Annotated in this window: 24 protein-coding genes; 12 read left to right on the top strand and 12 right to left on the bottom strand. The window is 69.3% G+C overall.

Going from position 1 to position 23,925, the window contains the following annotated elements:
* Positions 1-4: 4 nt before the first annotated feature.
* Both B118_RS0103150 and B118_RS0103145 read left to right on the top strand, forming a co-directional pair.
* On the top strand, positions 5-865 hold the full coding sequence (locus tag B118_RS0103150; protein WP_028192357.1) for a sensor histidine kinase: 861 nt from the start codon (positions 5-7) through the stop codon (positions 863-865).
* Positions 862-1,584, top strand: a complete 723-nt coding sequence (locus B118_RS0103145; RefSeq protein ID WP_080678009.1) for a response regulator — start codon at positions 862-864, stop codon at positions 1,582-1,584. Before B118_RS0103150 ends, B118_RS0103145 begins: the two co-directional genes overlap by 4 nt.
* A 338-nt stretch (positions 1,585-1,922) precedes the next feature.
* On the opposite strand, the gene B118_RS27850 is transcribed toward B118_RS0103145, so the two are convergent.
* On the bottom strand, positions 1,923-2,624 hold the full coding sequence (locus tag B118_RS27850; protein WP_050592774.1) for an NsdA family TPR-like regulatory protein: 702 nt from the start codon (positions 2,622-2,624) through the stop codon (positions 1,923-1,925).
* Positions 2,625-3,156: 532 nt separating this feature from the next.
* Between B118_RS27850 and amcA the strand changes: the two genes are divergently transcribed.
* Complete coding sequence (gene amcA / locus B118_RS33565) at positions 3,157-3,315, top strand: multiple cyclophane-containing RiPP AmcA (protein WP_337588111.1); 159 nt, start codon at positions 3,157-3,159, stop codon at positions 3,313-3,315.
* Between the two features lie 38 nt (positions 3,316-3,353).
* Positions 3,354-3,605 carry a hypothetical protein gene (locus B118_RS0103135; RefSeq protein WP_050573240.1) on the top strand — a complete coding sequence of 84 codons (252 nt, stop codon included), beginning with the start codon at positions 3,354-3,356 and terminating at the stop codon, positions 3,603-3,605.
* Between the two features lie 69 nt (positions 3,606-3,674).
* Here B118_RS0103135 and B118_RS32310 read toward each other — a convergent pair whose 3' ends face one another.
* From B118_RS32310 to B118_RS0103115, 4 genes are read right to left on the bottom strand one after another with little or no spacing between them, the layout of a single operon-like run.
* On the bottom strand, positions 3,675-3,851 hold the full coding sequence (locus B118_RS32310; RefSeq protein ID WP_018810498.1) for a hypothetical protein: 177 nt from the start codon (positions 3,849-3,851) through the stop codon (positions 3,675-3,677).
* A gap of 36 nt (positions 3,852-3,887) precedes the next feature.
* Positions 3,888-5,045: a thiolase domain-containing protein gene (locus tag B118_RS0103125; protein ID WP_026185123.1), complete on the bottom strand. Its 1,158-nt coding sequence runs from the start codon at positions 5,043-5,045 to the stop codon at positions 3,888-3,890.
* The gene (locus B118_RS0103120) at positions 5,042-6,100 is read right to left on the bottom strand and encodes a thiolase domain-containing protein (RefSeq protein WP_028192355.1); all 1,059 of its coding nucleotides are present in this window, start codon (positions 6,098-6,100) and stop codon (positions 5,042-5,044) included. Before B118_RS0103120 ends, B118_RS0103125 begins: the two co-directional genes overlap by 4 nt.
* Positions 6,097-7,104, bottom strand: a complete 1,008-nt coding sequence (locus B118_RS0103115; protein ID WP_028192354.1) for a Zn-ribbon domain-containing OB-fold protein — start codon at positions 7,102-7,104, stop codon at positions 6,097-6,099. The genes B118_RS0103120 and B118_RS0103115 overlap by 4 nt, the downstream gene beginning before the upstream one ends.
* 90 nt (positions 7,105-7,194) lie before the next feature.
* Between B118_RS0103115 and B118_RS0103110 the strand changes: the two genes are divergently transcribed.
* A complete protein-coding gene (locus tag B118_RS0103110; RefSeq protein ID WP_018219366.1) occupies positions 7,195-8,745 on the top strand; it encodes an acyl-CoA synthetase in 1,551 nt (516 codons plus the stop codon).
* Between the two features lie 5 nt (positions 8,746-8,750).
* Here the strand turns inward: B118_RS0103110 and B118_RS0103105 are convergent, their stop codons facing one another.
* A complete protein-coding gene (locus B118_RS0103105; RefSeq protein ID WP_018219367.1) occupies positions 8,751-9,545 on the bottom strand; it encodes a crotonase/enoyl-CoA hydratase family protein in 795 nt (264 codons plus the stop codon).
* A 63-nt stretch (positions 9,546-9,608) separates the two neighbouring features.
* On the opposite strand from B118_RS0103105, the gene B118_RS0103100 reads away from it, so the two are divergent.
* From B118_RS0103100 to B118_RS0103080, 5 genes are all read left to right on the top strand, one after another.
* On the top strand, positions 9,609-11,228 hold the full coding sequence (locus B118_RS0103100) for an acyl-CoA synthetase (protein WP_018810501.1): 1,620 nt from the start codon (positions 9,609-9,611) through the stop codon (positions 11,226-11,228).
* Positions 11,218-12,312 carry an NAD(P)H-dependent flavin oxidoreductase gene (locus B118_RS0103095; RefSeq protein WP_018810502.1) on the top strand — a complete coding sequence of 365 codons (1,095 nt, stop codon included), beginning with the start codon at positions 11,218-11,220 and terminating at the stop codon, positions 12,310-12,312. Before B118_RS0103100 ends, B118_RS0103095 begins: the two co-directional genes overlap by 11 nt.
* 135 nt (positions 12,313-12,447) lie before the next feature.
* A complete protein-coding gene (locus tag B118_RS0103090) occupies positions 12,448-13,605 on the top strand; it encodes a hypothetical protein (protein WP_018219370.1) in 1,158 nt (385 codons plus the stop codon).
* A gap of 3 nt (positions 13,606-13,608) precedes the next feature.
* The gene (locus B118_RS0103085; RefSeq protein WP_018219371.1) at positions 13,609-14,385 is read left to right on the top strand and encodes an SDR family oxidoreductase; all 777 of its coding nucleotides are present in this window, start codon (positions 13,609-13,611) and stop codon (positions 14,383-14,385) included.
* A 15-nt stretch (positions 14,386-14,400) separates the two neighbouring features.
* A complete protein-coding gene (locus B118_RS0103080; RefSeq protein WP_018810504.1) occupies positions 14,401-15,525 on the top strand; it encodes a sulfotransferase family protein in 1,125 nt (374 codons plus the stop codon).
* On the opposite strand, the gene B118_RS0103075 is transcribed toward B118_RS0103080, so the two are convergent.
* On the bottom strand, positions 15,522-16,394 hold the full coding sequence (locus tag B118_RS0103075; RefSeq protein WP_018810505.1) for a TIGR03619 family F420-dependent LLM class oxidoreductase: 873 nt from the start codon (positions 16,392-16,394) through the stop codon (positions 15,522-15,524). The genes B118_RS0103080 and B118_RS0103075 overlap by 4 nt on opposite strands.
* Before the next feature lie 107 nt (positions 16,395-16,501).
* On the opposite strand from B118_RS0103075, the gene B118_RS0103070 reads away from it, so the two are divergent.
* On the top strand, positions 16,502-17,260 hold the full coding sequence (locus B118_RS0103070) for an SDR family oxidoreductase (protein ID WP_028192353.1): 759 nt from the start codon (positions 16,502-16,504) through the stop codon (positions 17,258-17,260).
* A gap of 245 nt (positions 17,261-17,505) precedes the next feature.
* On the opposite strand, the gene B118_RS0103065 is transcribed toward B118_RS0103070, so the two are convergent.
* The 4 genes from B118_RS0103065 to kstD all read right to left on the bottom strand — a co-directional run bounded on the left by B118_RS0103065 (position 17,506) and on the right by kstD (position 21,782).
* A complete protein-coding gene (locus tag B118_RS0103065) occupies positions 17,506-17,988 on the bottom strand; it encodes a pyridoxamine 5'-phosphate oxidase family protein (protein WP_028192352.1) in 483 nt (160 codons plus the stop codon).
* 66 nt (positions 17,989-18,054) lie between these two features.
* Positions 18,055-18,816 carry a glucose 1-dehydrogenase gene (locus B118_RS0103060; RefSeq protein WP_018810508.1) on the bottom strand — a complete coding sequence of 254 codons (762 nt, stop codon included), beginning with the start codon at positions 18,814-18,816 and terminating at the stop codon, positions 18,055-18,057.
* 134 nt (positions 18,817-18,950) lie between these two features.
* Positions 18,951-19,970 (bottom strand): synaptic vesicle VAT-1 family membrane protein, encoded by a 1,020-nt coding sequence (locus tag B118_RS0103055; protein WP_026185124.1) that lies wholly within the window; start codon positions 19,968-19,970, stop codon positions 18,951-18,953.
* 162 nt (positions 19,971-20,132) lie between these two features.
* A complete protein-coding gene (kstD, locus tag B118_RS0103050) occupies positions 20,133-21,782 on the bottom strand; it encodes a 3-oxosteroid 1-dehydrogenase (RefSeq protein WP_027645384.1) in 1,650 nt (549 codons plus the stop codon).
* 278 nt (positions 21,783-22,060) lie between these two features.
* Here kstD and B118_RS0103045 point away from each other — a divergent pair, with 278 nt between their 5' ends.
* Complete coding sequence (locus tag B118_RS0103045) at positions 22,061-22,744, top strand: PaaI family thioesterase (protein WP_018810510.1); 684 nt, start codon at positions 22,061-22,063, stop codon at positions 22,742-22,744.
* Positions 22,745-22,815: 71 nt separating this feature from the next.
* Here the strand turns inward: B118_RS0103045 and B118_RS0103040 are convergent, their stop codons facing one another.
* Positions 22,816-23,556 carry a hypothetical protein gene (locus B118_RS0103040; protein WP_018219380.1) on the bottom strand — a complete coding sequence of 247 codons (741 nt, stop codon included), beginning with the start codon at positions 23,554-23,556 and terminating at the stop codon, positions 22,816-22,818.
* Positions 23,557-23,925 lie beyond the last annotated feature (369 nt).

Here is a 23,925-nt window from a genome sequence, read left to right as displayed (position 1 = left end):
CCGCATGACCGAGAGCTGGTACCGCCTCCGACGGTCATGGCTGCTGCTGCCGCCCGGCATGCTGCTTGTCGTGCTGGTGGCCGTTCTCGTGCTCGGACTTACCTGGCCGTTCGTGGCTGTCTTGCTGTCAATGTTCGCGGCAATCTCCGCTTGGGCGATAGTCCGCTTGCTGGTCGAGCGGCGTGAGCATGAATCGGCGATGGCGCGTCGGGATGTCGCGGAGGCAGTACTCGCCGAGCGTCTGCACCTGGCCCGGGACCTGCACGATATCGTTTCTCACGGTCTGGGCATGATCACTGTACGAGTAGCCGCCGCCGCCCACCTGCATGCGCGCAAGCCGGACGATCAGGTGTTGCTGGCGGCTATTGCGGATGTGGAGGCCATCAGCAGGACGGCGACGGCGGAGCTCCGCCGAATGATGGATGCGCTTCGGGAGGTTGACCGCCTGCCTGCCCGCCATCCGACTGAGACACTGGCGTCCCTGCCCGCCATCATTGAGGGCGCCCGGCGGGCCGGTCTACATGTCACCCTGGCTCAGGGGGATCTCGGCGTGGTGTCGCCGGGTATCCAGGTGGCGATCTGCAGGGTCGTTCGCGAAGGGTTGGCCAACAGCGCCCGATACTGCGGATCGACTACTGTAGAAATTGGTTTGACGCGGACCCCAGCCGCGGTGTGCGTGACGGTTGACGACGGAGGGCCGAGTCGGGCCTGGGTCGTTCGACCCGGCGCCGGCCTTGGTCTCGTCGGTCTGCGGGAGAGGGTCAGCAGCCTGGGGGGAACCCTGACGGCAGGGCCGCGCGCGAAGGAGCGTGGGGAAGTCGCGGGGTTTCGCTTGGCGGTCACCCTGCCCGAAGGGACGGTATGACTGCGTCAGCGCCACCGCTGCGGGTCGTTGTCGTTGATGACGAGCTCCTACTCAGACGGAGCCTCGCGATGATCATCGATTCCGAACCCGATCTCACCGTGGTTGGAGAAGCCGGCGACGGGATGGAGGCGATCGCCGCCGCCGAGACCTTGGCCCCCGACATCGTGTTGATGGATGTCAGGATGCCGCGGCTCGACGGCATTGACGCGACCCGAGATATCTGCCGACTACCCGAGCTCGGGCACACCCGGGTGTTGGTCCTGAGTATGTTCGACCTTGACGAGTACGTCTTTCACGCGCTCCGCGCCGGAGCAGCTGGCTTCTTGCTGAAGGACAGCCGGCCCGAGGATCTGCTGGATGCCATCAGGCGTACGTGTGACGGCGAGTCGCTATTCGCTCCATCGATCCTGGCGCGTCTGGTCGAGCACTACGTTGGCGCTCGGCCCACCGGCCCTGCCGGCCCAGTGCGGTCCCGGCTCGAACAGTTGACGTCCCGGGAGGTGGAGGTGCTGGGCCTCATCGGGCAGGGGCTGTCTAACGACGAGATTGCCCGGCATCTCACCATCGCTGTCAAGACTGTCAAGTCTCACGTATCGCATCTGTTGAGCAAACTTGGCGCCCGCGACCGGGTGCAACTTGTGATCACCGCATATGATTGCGGCCTGGTGAAGCCGGTGGCTGCTCCCACACCTGACCAGCGGCATCGGGGTGTGGTGTGACGATTCCGCAGGAGGGCTGCACACCTCCTAGGAATAGTTGTTTTTGCGACGGTTCCTGGCTTGAGGGGCGTCTGCTTCTGGGCAGTTTGCCTGCGTGTAGCGCTTGCACCCGAACGGGCAACTGGGCGCGGTCGGGGTTGCACTTGATGACACGGGCGTTCCTCCATTGGTCGTGCTGGGCCAGGCGAGCTGCGGCTTGTTCCTTCCCGGCGAAGTCGGGGATGTGACCATGCACGCCGGACGGGGCGGCGTTGCCGCGTTCAAGGAGATCCCAGACGCGTTGCCGGATGGAGTGTTTCGCCTGGTCGAGGTCGTCGGGGTTGGTCACGCTGCTTCTCCTAGCTGGTCATAAGGGTGAGAAGTCGATCCTTGACGTCTTGAACGGCCGGTTTGGCGCACCAGGGACGCAGCGCCCGGGCGGCGGTGAAGGCCAGCTCGAGGCCACCGCCGGATCGATTCAACTCGATTACATCGATGCTCTGACTCAGATATGAGGTCGCGGCCTCGAGGTCCCGGCGGAGGATGCTGGCCAGGGCAAGGTTTCCGAGAATTACTGCGGTGGATTTCCGCTGAACTTGGCTGAACTTCCGGGCATTCTGCAACGCCGCAAGGGCCTTCTCGGGCTTGTTTAAGAACAGCCAGCAGCATCCTTCGAGCCGTGCGAACTGACTGGGAGCGGAAAGGATATCAGCCGGATCACTTTGGTCGGCCGCGCCGAAATGCCTCTCCGCCAGACTTAGGGCTTTCGAGCAATCCCGGTCCTGGCCAAGGATCGCGTGTGCCTCGGCGTGATGAGGGTGGGCGAGCCCGGCGATGACATGACTCTCGCCATAGCTGACCTGCGCCGCCCTGCTGGTCAGCGCCAAGCCCTTGGTAGGGTGCCTGGTTCCGTAGAGGGCGAGGAAGCTTTGCGGCAGCAGCGCATTGCCCTCGGTGACGAAATTCCGCGTTTCCTGGGCGGCGATGATTGCCTGGTCGAAGTAAGCGGCGCTGGCGGCGTGGTCGCGGCGTTGAGAGGCGTCCCAGACGAGCTGGCCCATCAGGGTCGCGGATTCGCCAACAGCTGCCGCCAACTCGCGTCGAACGCCGTTCCTGGCTTAGCCCGACCGACTTTCGGCACTGAGCCAGCCGGTTCCGGTTGCCCGCCACGCGCCGTTCCTTCCGCGGTGGTTGCTTTCCGGTCCATTCATCCAGCTCAGCAGTCACCGCGCAACTCGGGTGCGCCACTTTTGCGCAGTTGCCGCGCTGGAGTCCCACAACGATCCACGGTTGCGTAGAGGCATGGCCCGGGGCGGGTGCTGGCCGATGGCACCAAGCGGCACAGCAAGGCCGCCGTCCTCACTGCCCGCCCGCCCCGGCGCCACCTCAAGCCCCAAGAACGATGCGGAGGGAACCAGTGCGTATGACGAGCAAGATGGATCCGGTCGATGCCGGCGACCACGTTGCCGACGACAGCTCGTCTGACTCAGAATCGGATGGGCCAGTGTCGTCCGTTGGGTCAGAGTGCGGATCCACATACCGGCAGGAACTCGTTCCGGTCCTCGTGGCGACCGGACCGGATCAGGTTCGGCCATGATTGTGTACGTTTCGCGGTATGCCCTGACAGGCGAGCTGTCTCGGGGGACTACGGCGACTCCGCCGGTACGGTCGGACGCAGTCGATCAGCCTCTGCTGACACACGTGTGGCGGATGGTGTTCGAGCAGCAAGCCCGGAAGTGCGAACGACGGTGAGCGGTACCGGAGATTGCCTTCGAAAGGTGAAGCGGCTGATGCCATCGGAGCATCTACCGCTGCGTCCACTTTGGCTGTGCCGACGGTGCGGTCAGCCCTGGCCCTGTGGGCCGGCGCGGCTCGCTCTGGTTTCCGAATACCGCGACGACCGGGTCAGTCTTTTTCTCTATCTGGCCGGCCTGCTCCATGAGGCCATAGAAGACCTGCACCGACTCAACCCGAGTACCACCGGTGACGTTCCGGACCTGTTCGACCGGTTCCTCGGCTGGCCCATCCGGCCGCAGGCGTAGGCGGCTCCGTTGTGTCCTGCTGGAGTGGCCGGCGGATTGCCGCTGCCGGTCGACAGTGGCGGGCAGCTGTCAGCGGGTGCCGTAGAAGGCGGGCGGGGCGGCTGGGTCGAAGTCCTCCTCGCTGGCCATCTCCCTCGCGACCTCGGCGGCGGTCGGGCTGAGGGCTGCCATGGTGGCCGCGATGCCGAGGGCGGCGAGCGCCACGCCGATCGCCGCACTGAGGGACAGGGTTTTGAAGGTGTTCATCTGGACCTCCCCATCGTATTGGAACCTGTACCTACTTCACCGACCCGCGGTGTCGCCAACGACCCACATCGAGAAGAACTGCGACCCGCCGCCGTACGCGTGACCCAGCGCCGTTTTCGCTCCGGCCACCTGGTGCTCGCCGGCCCGTCCCATGACCTGCCTGGCCGCCTCGGCGAAGCGCAGCATGCCGGAGGCGCCGATCGGGTTGGAACAGAGCACCCCGCCGGACGGGTTGACGGGCAGGCGTCCGCCGATCTGGGTCTCGCCCGACTCGGTGAGTTTCCAGCCGTGTCCGGCTTCGGCGAAGCCCAGGTTTTCCAGCCACATCGGCTCGAACCAGGAGAACGGCACGTAGATCTCCGCCACGTCGACCTCGGCGAGTGGGTCGGTGATCCCGGCCGCCTGCCACAGTGCCTGGGCGGCTTCGGCGCCGGCCCTCGGGTTCACGTGGTCCTTGCCGGCGAAGTAGGTCGGCTCGGTGCGCATCGCCGTCGCCCGGATCCAGGCCACCGGCCGCTCGCTCGCCTCGGCTGCCGCCTGGTCGCCGATCACGATCGCGCAGGCGCCGTCGGAGGAGGGGCAGGTCTCGTCGTACCGGATCGGGTCCCACAACATCGGCGAGGCCCGCACCGACTCCAGCGTGATCTCCGGCTGGCGCAGGTGCGCGTAGGGGTTGAGCGCACCGTTGCGCCGGTCCTTCACCGCGACCATCGCCCCGACGTGCTCGGGTGCGTTCGAGCGTCGAATGTAGGCGCGGACGTGTGGCGCGAAGTAGCCACCGGCCCCGGCTCCGATCGGCGCGGTGAAGGGCGGCTGGATGGAGAGCGCCCACATGGCGTTGGACTCCGACTGCTTTTCGAACGCTACCGCGAGTACGCGTTGGTGCACGCCGGCCCGGACCAGGCTGGTCGCCACGACCCCGGTGGCGCCGCCAACCGAGCCCGCCGTGTGCACCCGCAGCAACGGGCGCCCGGCGGCTCCCAGCGCGTCGGCGAGGAACAGCTCCGGCATCATCACGCCCTCGAACAGGTCCGGCGCCTTGCCAAGCACGACCGCGTCGATCTGCGGCCAGTCGACGCCCGCGTCGGCTAGCGCGCGGTCGATCGCCTCCCGGCACAGCCCGGCCATCGACACGTCGGTACGGCGTGTCTGGTGCTGCGTCTGCCCGGTACCCAGCACGGCTGCTCGTCTCATGACCTCGCCTCCAGCACACAGATGAGGTTTTGCTGCAACGCCGGCCCGCTGGTGGCGTGCCCGGCCGCTCGCCGGGCCCGGCCGGTCATGACCTGTTCGGCGGCGGCGCCGATGCGCGCCAGCCCGGCCGAGAACATGGGGTTGCCGCAGAGCGCACCCCCGGACGGGTTGATCCGGACCCGGTCGCCGAGGCCGAGTGCCGTGCGCAGCAGTAGCTCCTGGTGGGTGAAGGGGGCGTGCAGTTCGGCCACGTCGAGGTCCGTCGGTAGGGCTACCGCCTCGGCCGCGGCGGTCGCGGATGGCACCGTGGTCAAGTCCCGCTCGCCGAGGCCCTGCGGGTCGACCCGGTGCGCCACGCCGCTGATCCAGGCCGGCTGCTCCCGGTGCCGGCGAGCACGCTCGCCGGCGGCCAGCACCAGTGCGGCGGCGCCGTCGGAGACGGGTGCGCAGTCGTGTGCCCGGAGCGGGTCGGCGACGTAGGGGGCGGCGACCAGCTCGTCGACGGTTGGCTGCCCGGACACCTGGGCGTAGGGGTTGGTGCTGGCGTCGGCCCGGCTGCGGACCGCCACCTCGGCCATGGCCTGCTCGGTGACGAGCCCGGCGTCGATGGCGAGCCGGGCCTGGAGCGCGGCGACACTCACCGAGTCGGGCCAGAGCGGCGCGGCCACGTACGGGTCGAGTTGGAGCGCCAGTACCCGGCGCAGCAGGCCGGCCGAGGACTTGCCGAAGCCGTAGACCAGCGCGGTCTCCGCCTCGCCGGCCAGAATCTTCACGTACGCCTCGTAGAACGCCCAGGCCGCGTCCATCTCCACGTGCGACTCACAGATCGGCGGGTACGCCCCGATCGCGTCGATCGCGTTGACGAAGGAGAACGCCCGGCCGGCGAGGTAGTCCGAGGAGCCGGAGCACCAGAATTCCACCTCGCGCCGGTCAAGGCGGGCCGCCGACAGGGCCTGGTGGAAGAGCGGGACGAGGGTTTCGACGCCACTGGTGGTCCCCGCGGAGGGTCGGCAGGGTGCCTGGGCGAAGCCGATGACGGCGACGGCAGGGTTCACAGGTGCTCCTGGTAGGACTCGTACGGCGCATCCGGTTCGCCGGTGGGACGGAAGTGCGCGATGTTCTCCGGGGTGGTGGTCCAGGTCGTCGGGTCCCGCCAGACCGCGGCCACCCGCATGCCCATCCGGACGTCGCCGGCCTGGCCGAGGATCAGGTGGGGGATCGGGATGTCGGCACCGTCGAGGAGGACCTGGGCGACCACGTACGGCGGCTCCAGTCGCTGCCCGGCGAAGGGAACGTTGACCACGCAGAACGTGGTGACCGTGCCGTGGTCGCGGACCGGCACCTCCTCCTCGGTCGGCAGGCCGTCGGCCGGGCAGACCCGGGGCGGTACGTAGACCTTGCGGCAGGCCGGGCAGCGCTGGCCGAGCAGCCGTCCTTCGGCGAGCGCGTGCAGGTATCGACTCTCCTCGGCGGAGGTGGTGTGCGTGTAGGAGAGCCGAATCGGAGTCACTATGCCGATGACAGGATCGCCGCTGGTGGCGGGATCGCTGTTGGTGCCGGGCGCGCTGCCGGGATCGCCGCCGGTGGTGTCGTCGGGCGCGCGGGGTGGGCCCGGGCCGGGCTCGAAGCAGGCGATGTCGCGGATGTCTCCGGATCGCTCCGCGGCCCAGCGGACGCGGACCCGCATGCCGGTCCGCATCGACTCCCGGGTGCCGGCATCGACGGCGTGCAGTAGCGCGGTGTCGGCTCCGTCGAGCCGGATCAGTGCCCAGCCGAACGGTCGGTCGAGGGGCTGCCCGTCAAGCGGCCGGTCGGTCCAGGTCCAGCTGGTCACGGTGCCGGTGGGCGAGACGGAAACGAGCTCGGTGACCGGGGTGTGGGTCATCGGATCGTATTCGAGCGGGGGAACGTGGACGCGGCCGTCGGCGGTGCGGGCGCCGAGCACTCGACGGTCGCGTAGGCCGGTCATGAATCGCCCCAGGACCGGGCCGAGGGAGCGGGTGTAGTCGAAGGCGATGTCCAGCGGGGCGGCAAGCGGGGGCGCCGAGGCGGTATCCACAAGGTTCAGTGAAACATGTTCTATCGAGGTGAATCAAGGTCGCTCCCGTTCTGCTGTTCAGGAAGTGGAACACGTTATAGAGTCGGGTCCATGACTGGCATCGGGCTGTGGAACATCGCGAGTCAGGATCCAGATGGGATCGCCGTCGTTGACCCGGATGGCCGGGTCGTCACATATGGCGAGCTGGCCGCCGAGGCCGACCGGATTGGGCGCGGCCTCCAGGCGCTCGGGATGGTGCCCGGGGACACCGTGGCGATGCTGCTGCCCAACGGTGCCGACCTGCTTGCCGCCGAGTTCGCCGCCCTGGAGACGGGGCTGTACTCGGTGCCGCTGAACTGGCATCTGACCGCCGCCGAGATCGCCTACATTCTGCGCGACAGCGGTGCCCGCGCGTTCGTCGCGCACAGCCGATTCGCCGAGGTGGCCGTGGCCGCCGCCGTCGAGGCCGGCATCCCGGCCGACGGATGCCTCGCCGTGGCCGGCGCGGTTCCCGGGTTCCGGCCGCTCGCCGACCTCGGCGCCGGCGCCTCCGACCGCCCCACGCCGCGCACCCTCGGTGCGTTGATGGTCTACACCTCCGGAACGTCCGGGCGGCCCAAGGGCGTACGGCGTCCGCTGACCGGCGCCGACCCGGACACCGTTCCGCCGGTGTCGCTCTGGTTCTTCGGGCTGTTCGGCCTCGAACCCTTCGACTCCCACGTGCACCTGTGCTGTTCACCGCTCTACCACACCGCGGTGATGAACTTCGCGGTCATCTCGCTGCAGCTCGGCCATCCGGTGGTGCTGATGGACCGGTGGGACCCGCACGAGATGCTGCGGCTGATCGAACGGCACCGGGTCACCCACAGCCACATGGTGCCGACCCAGTTCCGTCGCCTACTCGCCCTGTCGGAGAAGGTTCGGACGGCGTACGACCTGTCGTCGATGCGGATGATGATCCACGGTGCGGCGCCGTGTCCGCACGAGGTCAAACGGCGGATGCTCGACTGGTGGGGGCCGGTGGTGGTGGAGTACTACGCCGCCAGTGAGGGCGGCGGCACCCTGATCACCGCCCAGGACTGGCTGGCCCGGCCCGGCTCGGTCGGGCAGGCCTGGCCGGGCTCGCAGGTGCGGGTGCTCGACCCGGATGGCAACGACGCGCCAACAGGTGAGCCCGGGACGGTGTATCTGCAGATGGGTGAGACGACCTTCGAATACCTCGGCGACGCCGAGAAGACCCGGCAGTCCTGGCGCGGCCGGATGTTCACCGTCGGCGACATCGGCTACCTCGACGACGATGGCTACCTCTACCTGTGTGACCGGAAGAGCGACATGATCATTACCGGTGGGGTGAACGTCTATCCGGCCGAGATCGAGGGGGAGCTCGCCGCTCATCCGGCGGTAGCGGATGTCGCGGTCTTCGGCATCCCGCACGATGAGTGGGGTGAGGAGATCAAGGCCGTGGTGCAGCCGGAGCTGGGGGTGACGGCTGGTCCGGAGCTGACCAGCGAGCTGCTGGCGTTCCTGACCGGCCGGCTGGCCCGCTTCAAGCTGCCCCGAAGCGTGGACTACGTCGAGGAGTTGCCCCGCGACCCGAACGGCAAGCTCTACAAGCGAGTGCTGCGCGACCCGTACTGGGCCGCGCAGCAGCGCGCGATCTGACCTGGCTACCGCCCGTGGAACTGGGGGGTGCGCTTCTCGACGAAGGCGCGCGGGCCCTCCTTGGCGTCGGTGGTGCGGAACACCGCCGTGCCGATGGGTGCCTCCAGCGCGAACGCCTCGTTCTCGGCCAGGCCCTCGGTCTCCCGCATCGTGCGCAGGATCGCCTGCACCGCCAACGGGCCGTTCGCGGCGATCATCCCGGCCAGTTCGAGGGCCTTGTCCAGGGCCTGTCCGTCCGGCACCACGTGGCCGATCAGGCCCACGTCCCGGGCTTCGGCGGCACCCAACTGGCGTCCGGTCAGCAGCATCTCCGCCGCGACGGCGTACGGGATCTGTCGTACCAGCCGGACGGCGGAGCCGCCGAGGGGGAACAGGCCCCAGCACGCCTCGGAGACCGCGAAGCGGGCGCTAGCCCCGGCCACGCGGAGATCCGTTGCCTGGAGGATCTCGGTGCCGCCCGCCACCGCCGGCCCCTCCACCGCGGCGATGAGCGGTTTGGTCAGTCGCCGTCCCTTGAGTAGCGCGTCGATCCGGGAGAGGTCGGCGCCGTTGAACCGGTCACCGGGGTGGGACTGGGTCATCGCGCGGAGGTCGGCGCCGGCGCAGAAGGCACCCCCGGCCCCGGTGAGCACGCAGGCTCGGATCTCCGGATCGTCGTCCGCACGGTCCCAGGCGTCTCGCATGATCGCGAGCATCTCGGGGGAGAGCGCGTTGCGGACCCGTGGCCGGTTCATCGTCACGATCAGTATTTGTCCACGTTGCTCCACGAGTGCGTGTGGCTGGTCGGCTGCCGATTCCACGGGCGCCTCCTTCGACGATTTCCAAGGCTTGTCAGCGACGATAACAGGTTCTACTTTTAAGTGATGGTGGCAAATATCGCAGACCTGTTTGAACATGCGGTTGACGCCTTCGGTGACCGTCCCGCCGTGTTCCTCGGCGAGCAGGCGATCAGCTACCCGGAGCTGGAGGAGCGCGCCAACCGGCTGGCCCACTTCCTCCGTGACCGCGGCGTGCGCCCCGGTGACCATGTCGGCCTCTACGCTGGCAACTCGATCGAGGCCGTGGTGGCCATGATCGCCGTCTACAAGCTGCGCGCCGCGATCGTCAACATCAACTACCGGTACGTCGAGAACGAGCTGCGCTTCCTCTTCGCCGACGCGGAGCTGTCGGCGCTGATCCACGACCGTCGCTTCGCGCCCCGAGTCGCTACCGTGCTGGCCGGCGCCGCCGGTCCGCACACCGTGGTGGCCCTACCCGACGGCTCGGCGGAGGAGATCGGTGGGTACGGCGGCGTGCCGTACGCGGACGCGCTCGCCGCCGGCGACCCGGCGCGGGACTTCGGCGAGCGCTCGGCGGATGACCTCTACCTGCTGTACACCGGTGGCACCACCGGCTACCCGAAGGGGGTGCTCTGGCGGCACGAGGACGTGTGGCGCGCGCTCGGCGGTGGCGTCGACTTCATGACCGGCATTCCGCTCGAGGACGAGTGGGCCCAGTCCGCCCGGGGCGCCAGCGGGACCCCGATGGTACGCCTCTGCATGGCCCCCCTGATCCACGGCAACGCGCAGTGGGCGGTGCTCGCCGCGCTCTTCGCCGGTGACACCGTGGTGCTGCTGTCGCGCTTCGACCCGGAGGAGGTCTGGCGGACGGTCGAGCGGCGCCGGGTCAACGTGCTGGTGTTGATCGGCGACGCGATGGCCCGCCCGATCATCGAGGCCTACGCCGCCGGTGGCTACGACGGCTCGTCGGTGGCCGCGGTCTCGTCCAGTGGCGCCCTCTTCTCCCCGGGGGTCAAGCGGCAGTACCTGGAGCTGCTGCCCGACGCGCTGGTCACCGACGCGATCGGGGCGTCGGAGACCGGCTTCATCGGGCTGGGCGTGGTCGCCGAGGTGCCCGGTGGCGCGGTGCAGGATCCGCGGGTCACGCCCGGGCCGAACACGGTGGTGCTCGGCCCGGACGGGCGGCCGGTGCCGCCGGGCGGGGAGGGGCGGCTGGCGAAGAGCGGTTTCCTCCCCCTCGGCTACTACAAGGACCCGGTCAAGACCGCCGCCCTGCTGATCGAGGTGGACGGCGTGCGGTACGCGCTCCCGGGTGACCTCGCCCGGCTTGAGGTCGACGGCACCATCACGTTGCTCGGTCGGGGCAGCACCTGTGTCAACACCGGCGGTGAGAAGGTCTTCCCGGAGGAGGTCGAGGGGGCGTTGAAGACGCACCCCGACATCTTCGACGCGTTGGTTGTCGGGGTGCCCGACGAGCGGCTCGGGCAGCGGGTGGCGGCGCTGATCCAGCCCCGGGCCGGCGGCACGCTCGACCTGGCGGCGGTGCGAACGCACCTGCGGGAGCAGATCGCCGGCTACAAGGTGCCACGGTCGATCTGGCTGGTGGCCGAGATCTCGCGCACGATCAGCGGCAAGGCTGACTACAAGTGGGCGCAGCGGCATGCGGAACAACACCCGGCCGAGGAGGTCAGCCATGCGGACTGAGCTGAGTGAACAGCTCGGCATCGCGTATCCGATCGTCGGCTTCAGCCCCTCGGAGCAGGTGGTCGCGGCGATCAGCCGGGCCGGCGGACTGGGCGTGTTGGGCTGCGTGCGATTCAACGACCCGGAGGAGCTCGACGCGGTCCTCACCTGGCTCGACGGGGAGACCGAAGGCCGGCCGTACGGGGTGGACGTGGTGATGCCCAGCACTGAGCCGGCCGAGGGTGCCCCGGCTGATCTCGACCGGCTGATTCCGGCGGGGCATCGCGACTTCGTGGAGCGAACCCTGCTGCGCCTCGGCGTGCCGCCGCTCGGCGGCAACGGCGAGCACCAGGCCGGCGTGCTCGGTTGGCTGCACTCGGTGGCCCGCAGTCACGTCGAGGTGGCGCTGACGCACCCGGTCCGACTGATCGCCAATGCGCTCGGTTCGCCGCCGCCCGACGTGATCGCCCAGGCGCACGCGCGGGGGGTGCTGGTGGCCGCGTTGGCCGGCCGGGCCGATCATGCCCGCCGGCACGTGGCGAGCGGGGTCGATCTGGTGGTCGCGCAGGGGTACGAGGCCGGCGGCCACACCGGTGAGATCGCCAGCATGGTGCTGGTGCCGGAGGTGGTGGACGCGGTCGGTGAGCAGGTGCCGGTGTTGGCCGCCGGGGGCATCGGGAGTGGCCGCCAGATCGCGGCGGCGCTCGCGCTCGGTGCGGGTGGGGTCTGGATGGGCTCGGTCTGGCTCGGCACGGCCGAATACCAGAGCAGCTCCGCGCTGCGTACGGCACTGCTCCGGGCCGGGTCGGCGGACACGGTCCGCAGCCGGATCTACACCGGCAAGCCGGCCCGGCTGCTGCGCAATCGGTGGACCGAGGCCTGGAGCGAGGAGGGGGCGCCCCGACCGCTGCCGATGCCACTCCAGAATCTGCTGGTGGCGTCGGCGCACAGCCGGCTGATGGATTCTGATGACCCGACGGTCGTTCCGATGCCGGTGGGGCAGATCGTGGGTCGGATGAATGAGGTGCGCTCCGTCGTCGACGTGTTGGCGGATCTGGTCGCCGAGGCGGAGGAGAGATTGGTCCACCTCGGAGGGCTGCGCTAGGGGGTGGTGGCCCTATGGGCTCGGTCAAGCGGGGCTGGGCAAGTGCTCATGAAAATTGCACCGTGTGGTGCCGAAGAGGTTCCGTTCTCGGCACCACATTGACCAAAAAGTAGAACACGTTCTATTATTGGTGTCGTGCTTACTCAGCCGTTTTCCCACGCCATCGCGGAAGCCGAGCGGGTCATCGCCGAGGCGGCCCACGTCCGCGGCCAGCAGGACCTGCTCGAGGGCTACGACTACCTGGCTGGTGGCATCCGGAGCTCGATCCAGATGGCCTGGTCCTACGACCGCGAATTTCCCTACTTCGTCCGCTCCACCGGCCCGTACACGAAGATGGGCCTCGACAATCCAGACACCCTCTACTTTCACGCGTGGCTCCACGACGACGCGGAGTACGTGGTGACCGGCCGCCGGGGCAGCACCGCCGACCTGAGCTTCCAGGTCCTCGACGGCTCCTACTCCCCGGTCAACGTCCCGGGCAGCCTCACCGCCTTCGACGACCGCGAGATTGAAGTCGCTGCCGACGGCTCCTTCGAGATTCGGTTCGGGCCGGGGCTCTCCGGCCCGAACGCGTTCCCGCTCGCCCCCGGCTCGGCCATGCTCGTGGTGCGCGAGGTGTTCAGCGACTGGGCGGCCGAACGCCCCGGGATGCTGCGCATTCACCGCCCCGACACCATCGGCGGGACACCGCCGCCGCTGACCGAGGAGACCCTGGCCAAACGCTACGCGGTGGCCGGCAAGATTCTCACCGGTCGGATTCACACCTTCCTCGCGTTCGCCGAGCGGTTCTACCTGAACCTGCCGGTGAACACCCTGACCCCGCCCCGGCTCACCCCCGGCGGGTTGGCGACCCAGTACTCCTCGGTGGGCCACTACCAGCTCGCCGAGGACCAGGCCATGGTGATCACCGTGCGGGTCTCCGACGCGCCCTACCAGGGCATCCAGCTGGGCAGCATGTGGTACATCTCGCTGGACTACAGCAACCACCAGACGAGCCTCACCGTGCCCCAGGCCCGGATCGACCCGGACGGCATGATCCGGTACGTGATCAGCGAACGCGACCCGGGGGTGGCGAACTGGCTGGAGTGCACGGGCCACGATCGCGGCTACGTGCAGCTGCGTTGGCAGCGACTCTCGCACGCGTTGACCGCCGCGGACGGGCCGCGGGTGGAGGTGGTCGCGGTGGATGACCTACCCAAGCAGGTGCCGTACTACGAGCCGATCGGGCGAGCGGCGTGGCAGGAACGCATCGCCGCCCGGCAGGCCGCGACCGCGGCCCGGATGCTGGGCTGAGCCGTGCTGCTCGCGGAGAAGGTCGTTGTGGTGGCCGGGGTCGGCCCCGGGCTGGGCCAGGCCATCGCGGTGCGTGCCGCGCAGGCCGGCGCCGACGTGGTGCTCGCCGCCCGCACCGGGTCCTTCCTCACCGAGGTCGCCGGAAAGGTACGGGCGGCGGGTCAGCGGGCCCTGACGGTACCCACCGACCTCACCGACGGTGAGTCGAGCGCCGCGCTCGTGCGGGCCGCCCTCGCCGAGTACGGCCGCGTTGACGTGTTGGTCAGTAACGCCTTCGAGATGCCGCCGATGCGCGGTCTCGGGAAGGTCGAGTTGGCCGACCTGCGGTCGAGCTTCGAGGTCAACGTGCTGGCGGCGCTGCGCCTGACTCGGCTGCTGACGCCCGCGTTGGTGGAGTCCGGCGGCTCGGTGGTCATGGTCAACTCTGCCGTGCTGCGCCACTCCCGGCGGGCGTTCGGCCCCTACAAGCTGGCCAAGGCCGCGCTCCTCGCCGCCGCGCAGAATCTCGCCAGTGAGCTCGGGCCGAAGGGCGTGCGGGTCAATTCGGTGGCACCCGGCTGGATCTGGGCCGACAGCCTGCGACTCTGGTTCGACTACCAGGCGAACCAGCGGGGCGTGCCGCCCCAGCAGCTCTACGACGAGGTCGCCGCCACCACCGACCTGCGCCGGCTGCCGGTGCCCGACGAGGTCGCCGACGCCGTGCTGTTCCTCGGCTCCGGCCTGGCTCGGGGCATCACCGGCCAGTGCCTCGACGTCAACTGCGGCGAGTTCCATCACTGAATTCCGGGAGCGAGCATGAGCAGCACCCGTACGGATGTCGGCACGATCGAGGACCTCCACGCCTCGGCGACCCGGCTCACCGGGCTCGACGACTTCGGCGACGACGACTACCGCGAGGGGATGGGCGAACTGCTGGCCGCGTACCGGAATGAGGCGGCCCTCACGCCCACCGGGAGCAAGGTCTCCCGGGCGTTTCTCCGTGCGGCGCTGGTGTCCCGACTGCTCAGCGAGGCGGCGTGGCGGCAGTTCCCGGAGCATGCCGAGGTCCCGGTGACCCGGCCGGTCTTCGTGACCGGCCTGCCCCGAACCGGCACCACCGCCCTGCACCGGTTGCTCACCGCCGACCCCGGCCACCAGGGGCTTGAGCTGTGGCTGACCGAGGTCCCCCAACCCCGCCCGCCGCGGGACACCTGGGAGTCGAACCCCGGCTACGTGAGTCTGCAGGCCGGCTACGAGCAGTACCACGAGACCAACCCGGGCCTGCGGGGTGCGCACTACACCGCGGCCGACCAGGTGGAGGAGTGCTGGCGGTTGCTGCGGCAGTCCATGATGTCGGTGTCCTTCGAGTGCCTGGCCTACCTGCCGAGCTACTCGCGGTGGTTGAGTGCGCAGGACTGGACCGCTGCCTATCGGCGGCACCGGCGCAACCTCCAGCTCATCGGCCTGCACGACCGAGATCGTCGCTGGGTGTTGAAGAACCCGAGCCACCTGTTCGCCCTCGACGCGCTGCTCGCCGTCTACCCCGACGCCGTGGTGATCCAGACGCACCGCGCGCCGCGGGAGGTGGTCGCCTCGGTCTGCAGCCTCAACGCGCAGGCGTGCGAGGGCTGGTCGGAGCTGTTCCGCGGGGAGGTGCTCGGTGGGGCGCAGGCGCAGCTCTGGTCGCGTGGGCTGCGGCGGTTCATGGCCGACCGCGCGCGACACGACCCGGCACACTTCATCGACGTCTCCCACGACGACTTCGTCGCCGACCCGCTCCGGGTGGTTGAGGTGATCTACGAGCGGTTGGGGGCCCGGTTGACTACTGCGGCGCGAGCCGCGATGAGCTCGCTGCACCAGCGGCGAACGCGCCCCGCGCATCGCTACGATCTCGCTGATTTCGGACTGACCCCGGCTGTGGTGGACGCCTCCTTCGCTTAATGGATCTTGCTGATCACCTCGTCGGCGAAGCGGCGGATGCCGTCCCGCTTGGCGGCGAGGTCGCCGTCGAAGCCGACGCCGTAGAAGCGCCAGGGCATCACGATCGCGTCGGTGACGCCGGCCTCGGCCTGTTGCTGGAAGCCCGCCAGGCCGAATCGGTCAATGCAGACCGCCTGGATCTCGAACGGCTGGTCGGCCCGGTCGTACTCGACGCGTAGCCGGGCAAGCTGGTCGATCGTCGCGCACAGCTCGTCGAAGCGCATCATGGCGGAGGACCAGCCGTCGCCCAGCCGGGCCGCACGGCGCAACGCCGCATCGGTGTGACCGCCCACGTAGATCGGGATCGGCTCGGTCGGGGCCGGGCTCATCTGTAGCCGGCCGAAGTCGAAGTGCTTGCCGTGGTGCTCCACCATGCCACCGCCCAGGATCAGCCGCAGCACCTCAATCGCCTCGTCGCCCCGGGCGCCCCGGGCGGCGAACGGTGAGCCGCACCAGAGTGACTCCTCCGGCGACCAGCCCAGCCCGACGCCGAGCCCGAACCGGTTACCGATCAGGTTCGCCACCGACCCGACCTGCCGCGCCAACAGGACCGGGTTGCGGGGACCGAGCTTGAGCACCTGGGTGTAGAACCGGATCCGGGTGGTGGCGGCGCCGAGCGCGGCGGCGGTCACCAGCGGGTCGACCCAGGGCGTCTGCGCGTCCCAGAACCGGCTGCCGTCCGGCGTGTACGGGTACTTGGCGCTGACCTCTTCGGAGTAGAAGAGCGAGTCGGGGAGGGCGATGGCCGAGAAGCCGCACTCCTCGGCGGTTTGCACCAGGTCGGTGAGTTGGTCGAGCGGGCTGAGTGCGATTCCGAGGCTGAACTTCATCTATGGACTGTAACGTGTTCTACCCGACCATGGCAGGGTCCCAGATGGTCTGGTCGGATGGTATCTTCGGGTCGACCCGGCGAATACCCAAGGGTTAACATCAATCGATGGAGCCTCTCGATTTCACGGGTCGCGGTGTGGTCGTCACTGGGGGGACGCGGGGGATCGGTGCCGCGATCGCCGCGGCCTTCCGCGCGGCGGGTGCCCGGGTGCTGGTCTGTGGCCGGACCCAACCGTCCTCGGCGGTGCCCGATTTCGTGCCGGCTGATGTTCGTGACCCCGCGCAGGCGGCCGCCCTGGTGGCGGCGGCGGTTGACCGGTTCGGTCGCCTCGACGTGGTGGTGAACAACGCCGGTGGGGCGCCCCCGGCGATGGCGGCCAGCGCCTCACCCCGGCTGCACGCCAAGGTTGTGGAGCTCAACCTGGTTGCTCCGTTGCATGTTGCGCAGGCGGCCAACACGGTCATGCAACAGCAGCCCGGTGGCGGGATCATCATCATGGTGGGGAGTGTCAGCGGCACGCGTCCATCACCCGGCTCCGCCGCGTACGGCGCCGCCAAGGCCGGACTGCACCACCTGGCGACAAGTCTGGCCGCCGAGTGGGCGCCGGCGGTGCGGGTGAACAGTGTCGTCCCCGGTCCGGTGGCCGGCGACGGGAGCCTCCGGCTGAATCCGGCGGCGGTGGCGCGCACGGTGCCCCTGGGGCGACCCGCGACGCCGGCCGAGGTCGCCGGCGTCTGTCTGCTGTTGGCCTCTCCGCTGGCGTCCTATGTGACCGGGGCGGCGGTGGCAGTGCACGGTGGTGGCGAGTGGCCGGGCTATCTCGGGGACCTGCGCGGCCCTACTGCTGAGCCATCCTCATCGTAGGTAGCGGGCTTCCTCGGCGGCCTCCAGTGATGAAGTGTCACCTCTCTTCCCCTGACCCTTGTCCAATCAACTTCCGTAACGAATGCCTCCATCGTTGGGAAATGATTCCGTGCCGGGGCGCTGTCCCAACTGGAGGATCTTGCGCTATGCGGATGGAACTGCCTGTTGTGGAGTAGCTTGGCGGGTGGTCCGGGTGGTCCGGGTGGTCCGGGTGGTCCGGGCGGTCCGGGCGGTCCGGGCGGTCCTCAGGTCATCAGTCGGCGGTGGTCCCAGCTGACCACCCGCCGCGGCTCCACCAGATAGGCCGCCCGCTTGGTCGCCGCGTGCGCGACATAACCGTCGAGCGCCGCTGCCACCTCATCGGGCGGCAGATCGCCGACCGCCAGCGGGCTGGGCATCCGCGCGGCGATCAGGCGGCCGACCGCGGTGACTCCCGCCAGATCGTCGATCCGGGTGACCTCGCCGGTCACCTGGACGCCGCGCAGTTCGAAGTAGCCGTCGCCCGCCTCGACCAGGCAGGTCACCCGTGGGTCACGGGCCATGTTCCGGGCCTTCTGCGAAACGCGGTAGGTCCAGAAGGCGATGCGTCCGCCGTGCATCGCGTAGAACATGCTGACCAGGTGCGGTGTGCCGTCCCGGTTGACGGTCGCGAGCTGGAGCTTCCGGCCTTGGACCAAGTGCTCCGCGACGTCCGCGGGTGGCATCGCCACCGTGGCGCGCTGGTTCACGACTCCTCGCCCTCCGCGCCGCTACTGGGGCCGGGTGCGGCGGGCGCTCGATCCAGCGAGGTCATCTCAGTATCCCGGTCCGGACAGTAGCCCGCCGTCGGCCACGAACTCGGCACCCGTGGTGTATGACGATTCGTCGGAGGCGAGGAACGCCACCAGTCGGGAGATCTCCACCGGCTCGGCGAGTCGGGCGATCGGCAGCGAGGTGAGGAACGCGTCCGAGTCAACGGCGGGCATGGTCTCGGCGGCGGCCAGCGCCATCGGGGTCAGCACGCCGCCGGGATGGACCGAGTTGACCCGGATGCCGGCCGGCCCGAGCTCCTGGGCCGCGGACCTGGTGATGCCGCGGATCCCGAACTTGCTGGCGCTGTAGGCCGAGAGGCCGGCCGCGCCGACGAAGCCCTCGATCGATGACACGTTCACGATCGATCCGCCGCCGGCCCTCATCATTGCCGGCGCCACGGTGTGGATGCCGAGCCAACAGCCGGTGAGGTTCACGTCGATCACGTGGCGGAACTCGGCCGGGTCCATCGTGGCGATCGCCGCGTGCCGGAAGACGCCGGCGTTGTTGACCAGCACGTCGAGTCGGTCGAACGCCGCCAGCGCGGTGGCGACCGCGGCAGCCCACTCGTCTTCGCCGGTGACGTCGTGGTGCACGTAGCGGCAACGATCAGCACCGAGGCTGTCGGCGAGGGCCGTGCCGCGGTCGTCGAGGATGTCGCCGATGACCACCCGGGCCCCCTCGGCGACGAACTGCCGGGCATGTGCCTTGCCCATGCCGCGCGCGCCGCCGGTGATGAGCGCCACCTTGCCGTCCAGTCGCCCCATCGTCCCTCCTGCCAAGCGCTTGCTTGGGAGCATAGCATCGGCGAGACACCGGCGCCGCAACAAAACGGCCGCCGCGGGCTGCAGCCCGCGGCGGCCGTGGACAGTCGCGTTCTCGCTCGACCTGGTGAGACTCGTCAGGGGACGAGGACCACCTTGCCGATGTTGCGACGCTCGCCGATCCGGCGGTGCGCCGCCGCGGCCTCCTCGAACGGAAACACCTGGTCGATCCGGGGCTTGATCGCGCCCTCGCGCCACAGGTCCAGCAGCGCGGTCAGCTCCTCACGCAGCAGGTCGGTGCGCTCCCACAGGTGCCCCAGATTGACGCCACTGACCGTGTGGTTGCGGTCCATCATCCCGTACGGCGTCAGCAACGGCACGCCGGTGAGCTGACCGACGAGCCGGCGAAGGCTGCGCCGCTCACCGGTGGACAGGTTGGCGAAGCCGTACGCGATGAGCTGCCCAACCGGCCGGAGCAGGCTCATCCCGCGCTTCCAGTCGCGACCGCCCAGGGAGTCCAGCACCAGGTCGAGGCCCTCGCCGCCGGTGAGCTCCCGCACCCGGGCGACGTAGTCCTCGGTGCGGTAGTCGATGGGATGGGTGCAGCCCTCCTCGCGGAGCACGGCGTGCTTGGCCGCCGAGGCGGTACCGAAGGTGACAACTCCCGGTACGGTGCGGCACAGCTGCAGCACCGCGGTGCCGACCCCACCCGCGGCCATGTGCACCAGGACGCGGGCCTCGGGGCGGAGGTTCGCCACCCGAAAGAGCATGTGGTAGGCGGTCAGGTAGTTGACCGGGATCGCGGCTCCCTCGATGAAGTCGAGGCCATCGGGCATCGGCAGCACCCGCGCGGCGGGCACGCAAACGGTGTCGGCGTGGCCACCGAAGCGCACCAGGGCCAGCACCCGCTGCCCCACCTCGAGGCCGGTGACCTCGGCGTCAACGGCGTCCACGACTCCGGCCACCTCGTATCCCACCACGGACGGCGGCTTCGGAGCGTCCGGATACAGCCCCTGCCGGGCCATGACCTCGGCGAAGTTCAACCCACAGGCGCGGACCGCGATGCGCACCTCACCGCGACCCGGTTGCGGATCGGGGGTTTCCCGTACCGCAAGGACCTCGGGCCCACCCGCCTTGGTGATCCAGACAGCGCGCATCGATTCCTCGACCTCCAACGTCTTACGCCGACTACTCCGTCGGCGGTCATCCGCTCGCCCGGGTGTCGGCCGCATGGGTGTTGGCCGCATGGGCTACCCGGGCGAGGCGGTGACCGCCAACGGCCAGCGTAAGGGGTGTTGGCGGGCCCGAGACGGTTGCCGTCAACCGTGGGACGCCTCGACGATGTCCAACGCGGCCAGGTATCCGAAGGTCATCGCTGGCCCGAGCGTCGACCCTGCTCCGGCGTAACCCTTCCCCATGACGGCCGCGCTCGCGTTGCCGGCGGCGTAGAGGCCGGGAATGACCGTGCCGTCCTCCCGCAACGCCCGACCCCGCTCGTCGGTACGGACGCCGCCGTTGGTGCCGAGGTCGCCGGGGACGATCCGCATCGCGTAGAACGGTGGCAGCACCAGCGCGGCCAGGCAGGGGTTCGGGTCGTTGGTGGGATCGGCGTAGTAGTGGTCGTAGCTACTGTCGCCCCGATGGAAGTCGGTGTCGCGACCGGTCTTCGCGAGCGTGTTGAAGCGTTTGACGGTGGCGCTCAGGGTCGCCGAGGGGACGCCGATCTTGTCGGCCAGGCCCCTGATGGTCCAGTCCCGGACCAGGGCGCCGGAGTCATACCACTCGCTGGGATAGGGCAGCAGCGGTGGGAGGTCACGGAACAGGTAGCGGTTGCGGTACCGCTGATCCGTGATCATCCAGGCCGGGAAGGCGTCCTGCGCATACATGGTGCGGACCACGTCGCCGTAGGGGGCGGCCTCGTTGACGAACCGCTCCCCGGCCGGGTTGACGAAGATGTTACCCGGCAGTGTGCGTTCGGATAGACAGAAGTAGGGGCCGGTCGGCAGCGGGATCATCGGCCCCCACCAGGCGCTGTCCATGAGGTCCAGAGCGGCGCCCGCCTCGGCGCAGGCCCGGATGCCGTCCCCGGTGTTCGACGACGCGCCGACGGTCCAGTCAGTGCCGGTGGGAGCTTCCTGGTACTGCTTGCGCATCGCCTCGTTGTGCTCGAAACCGCCGGACCCGACGATGACTCCACGCCGGGCGGTGAGGAGAACCTCCTCGCCGTCCCGGACCACCCGTATCCCGGTGACTCGTCCCTCGCTGACGACCAGCTCGGTCAGGGGGGTGTTCAGCCAGACCGGCACGTCGGCGGCGAGCAGGCCGGCGCGCAGCCCGCCCGCGAGTGCCTGGCCCATGGTGATCGGCTTTTCGCCCCTGGCCCATGCCGCCAGGTAGCGCTGGACAATCTCGGTGGCCGTCGTCAGCCCGCGGGGGTGGCGGGCGATGAGGGCCAGCCACTTGTAGTCGACATCCATGACGACGGTGCCGGGCGGGGTGGCCATGTAGGGCGCGTTCAGGGCGGCGTACTCGGCGCCGAGGACATTGGCGTCGAGGGGCTGCGGCTCGATCGACCGGCCACCGGGCAGGCCACCGGGCAGTTCGGGGTAGTAGTCGGGGTAGCCCTCCATCCAGGCGAACCGCAGCGGTGTGTGTTCCAACAGGAAGGAGATCATGGCTGGCCCGGCCGACAGGTACGCCTGCAGGCGTGTGGCGGGGACCTCGTCCCCGACGACCGCGGCCAGGTACTCGGCGGCCTTGGTCGGAGTGTCCGGCACTCCGGCGTCGAGGAGCACCTCGTTGTTGGGTATCCAGATTCCCGCCCCGGAGCGGGCGGTGGTGCCGCCGTAGACATCGGCTTTCTCCACCACAACGGTCTGCAGGCCGCGTTTCGCCGCGGTAAGCGCACCCACCATGCCGGCCGCGCCGGCACCCACCACCACTACGTCGTACTCGACCACGGTCGTCATCGGACCCCCAGCCCAGCGGTAACAGATGGTGGAACACGTTACTGTATTCAGATCGGCGTCGGGAGGTGTCGCATGTACATACTTCAATCAAAATATTGATCTTGATTACGCCAACCGGCGGTTGTGACGATGCCCGGCCCGGACCGCCGCGAGCGACGCGGACGCCGTCGAGCCGGCGCCGGACGGTGTCATGATGGCCGTTAAACCGGTCGAAGACGAGGTGCACGACGGTGACGATGAGTAGGTCGAATCACGAGCGTTGGCGTAGCCACCACCCCATGCGGGAGCAGCGGGACGCCAGCCCCGCTCTGTTGGACCGGCGGGAGGCCATCGCGGAGTTGGGTGACGCCTTACGCGACCTGGTCGAGCAGGCGGTCACCACGGAGGTTCCGGCAGACCAGCTCCGCCAGGTCACGGCCGACCTGCGCCGAGCGGCCCGTCCGTTGACCACGCACGAGCGGGAGGTGACGCGGATACCGAGCGCCGACGACCTGTTGGGTGGAGTCCGGATGTACAACCCGGTTACCGGCGTCGGCAGTGCCCTGGCCCCGCCACTGCGTATCGACCTGGTTGATGGGGTCGCCGTCGGCGCGTGCACCCTTGGGCCCGCCTTCGAGGGGCCGCCCCGGTACGCCCATGGCGGAGTCAGCGCCCAACTACTGGACCAGCTACTCGGCTATGTGGCGAGTGCCAGGGGTAACGCGGGGATGACCGTCCGGCTCGACACCCGTTATCGCGCACCCATCCCGTTGCGCACGCCGCTACACCTGATGGCCCGGGTTACCGCCGTGAACGGCCGGAAGACCACCGCCCACGGCGTTATCGCGACCGCTGCCCACCCCGACGACCTCCTGGTCGAGGCGACCGGGGTGTTCGTCGCGCCCCGACCGGAACAGTCCTGGCGGCTCTTCGGTGCGGCACCGTACTGGGAGGCCGACAATCCCTCCGTCGAGTACGACTGATCCGTAGCTGTGGCTCTACGGAGCCGCCATTGCCCCCGGAACTGCCGGCGGAGGCAGCCTCGGAGTGTTGGCTAGGCCACGACGCCGGTGCGGCAGAGGAGCATGAGCTGCTGGAGGGTGAGCTCCTGCGTGTGGGCGGCAGCGTGGCTGCTGGCCCAGCCGAATACGGTCTCGGCTGGTTGTTGGTTGGGCGTGCCCGGGGTCACGTCGTAGCCGTCGGAGGCGACGATCTTCTCGATCATCCTGGCGAGTTCGGCCGGCCCACTGCCCGGGTAGCCGGTGCTGTAACCGGCGGTCTGCTTCTCGGGCAGGATGTGCAGGGTGCCGCGGTCGGTGCGGGCCCAGACCATGTCGGCCTCGCGGTCGATGATCAGGGCGGTCAGCTGCTCCCCGTCGGGAAGCGCGAGGGGAGCGTAGGTGTGATGTTCCCAGTGCTCGTGGTTGCCGGTGACTGTCCGATAGTGGTGCACGGCGACGGGCAGCCAGGTGATCGGATCACGGAAGGCGCGCCAGCAGAGGCAGCCGTCACCGGCGACCGCGGAGGGAGAGTCGGGGTCGTCGTAGACGCAGGGATACCAGAGCTGGGGCGCCTCGTCCGGGGTGACGAGGGTGACGTGTAGGGCGTCTGGGGTGCAGGGCGTGAGCCGGTCCCGCCACTCGGCCGCGTATGGGCTGGCGTAGGTGTCGAGCTGCTGGCCGGCGTTGATGGCGCCGCCGGTGTACGCCGGTGGTTCGATGTAGAGCATGAAGTGCCAGTAGCCCCGCTCCGGGCTGTGGGTGAGATACACGTCCCGGTCGTGCTGGTAGGTCATCGTGGGTGCTCTCCTGTCCTTCCCGGCGGATACCCCTGCATCGGCAACGCCAGACCGGCTTCCTACCAGCGGATCCGACGCGGCAGGCCCACCAGCGGAGAGCTCAGCGCGCCCGCCGCTCCCGGCAACGGCGGCGTCGCGGACGAGAACAACGGGCTCACCCTCGTGGGCAACGATCGCGTCATCCGGGTAGTCCCTCCCACGCCACATCGTTGACCCAGCCGGGATGGTGGCCCGCGTGGAGCCCGTGGTGCGCCGCCGACCTTCGCCCCAGCACCGTAGGACAAGCTGAGTGACTGCGCCACCACCTAAGGTGAGTATCTATTGATTGCCAGGAATCGGCCCCCCGGTCTTGTGGACCAGGGGGCC

Source organism: Salinispora pacifica CNR114, assembly GCF_000514775.1.
Classification (GTDB): domain Bacteria; phylum Actinomycetota; class Actinomycetes; order Mycobacteriales; family Micromonosporaceae; genus Micromonospora; species Micromonospora pacifica.
Note: the sequence above shows the minus strand (reverse complement) of the source record. Positions and strands in the feature narration are given on the sequence as shown.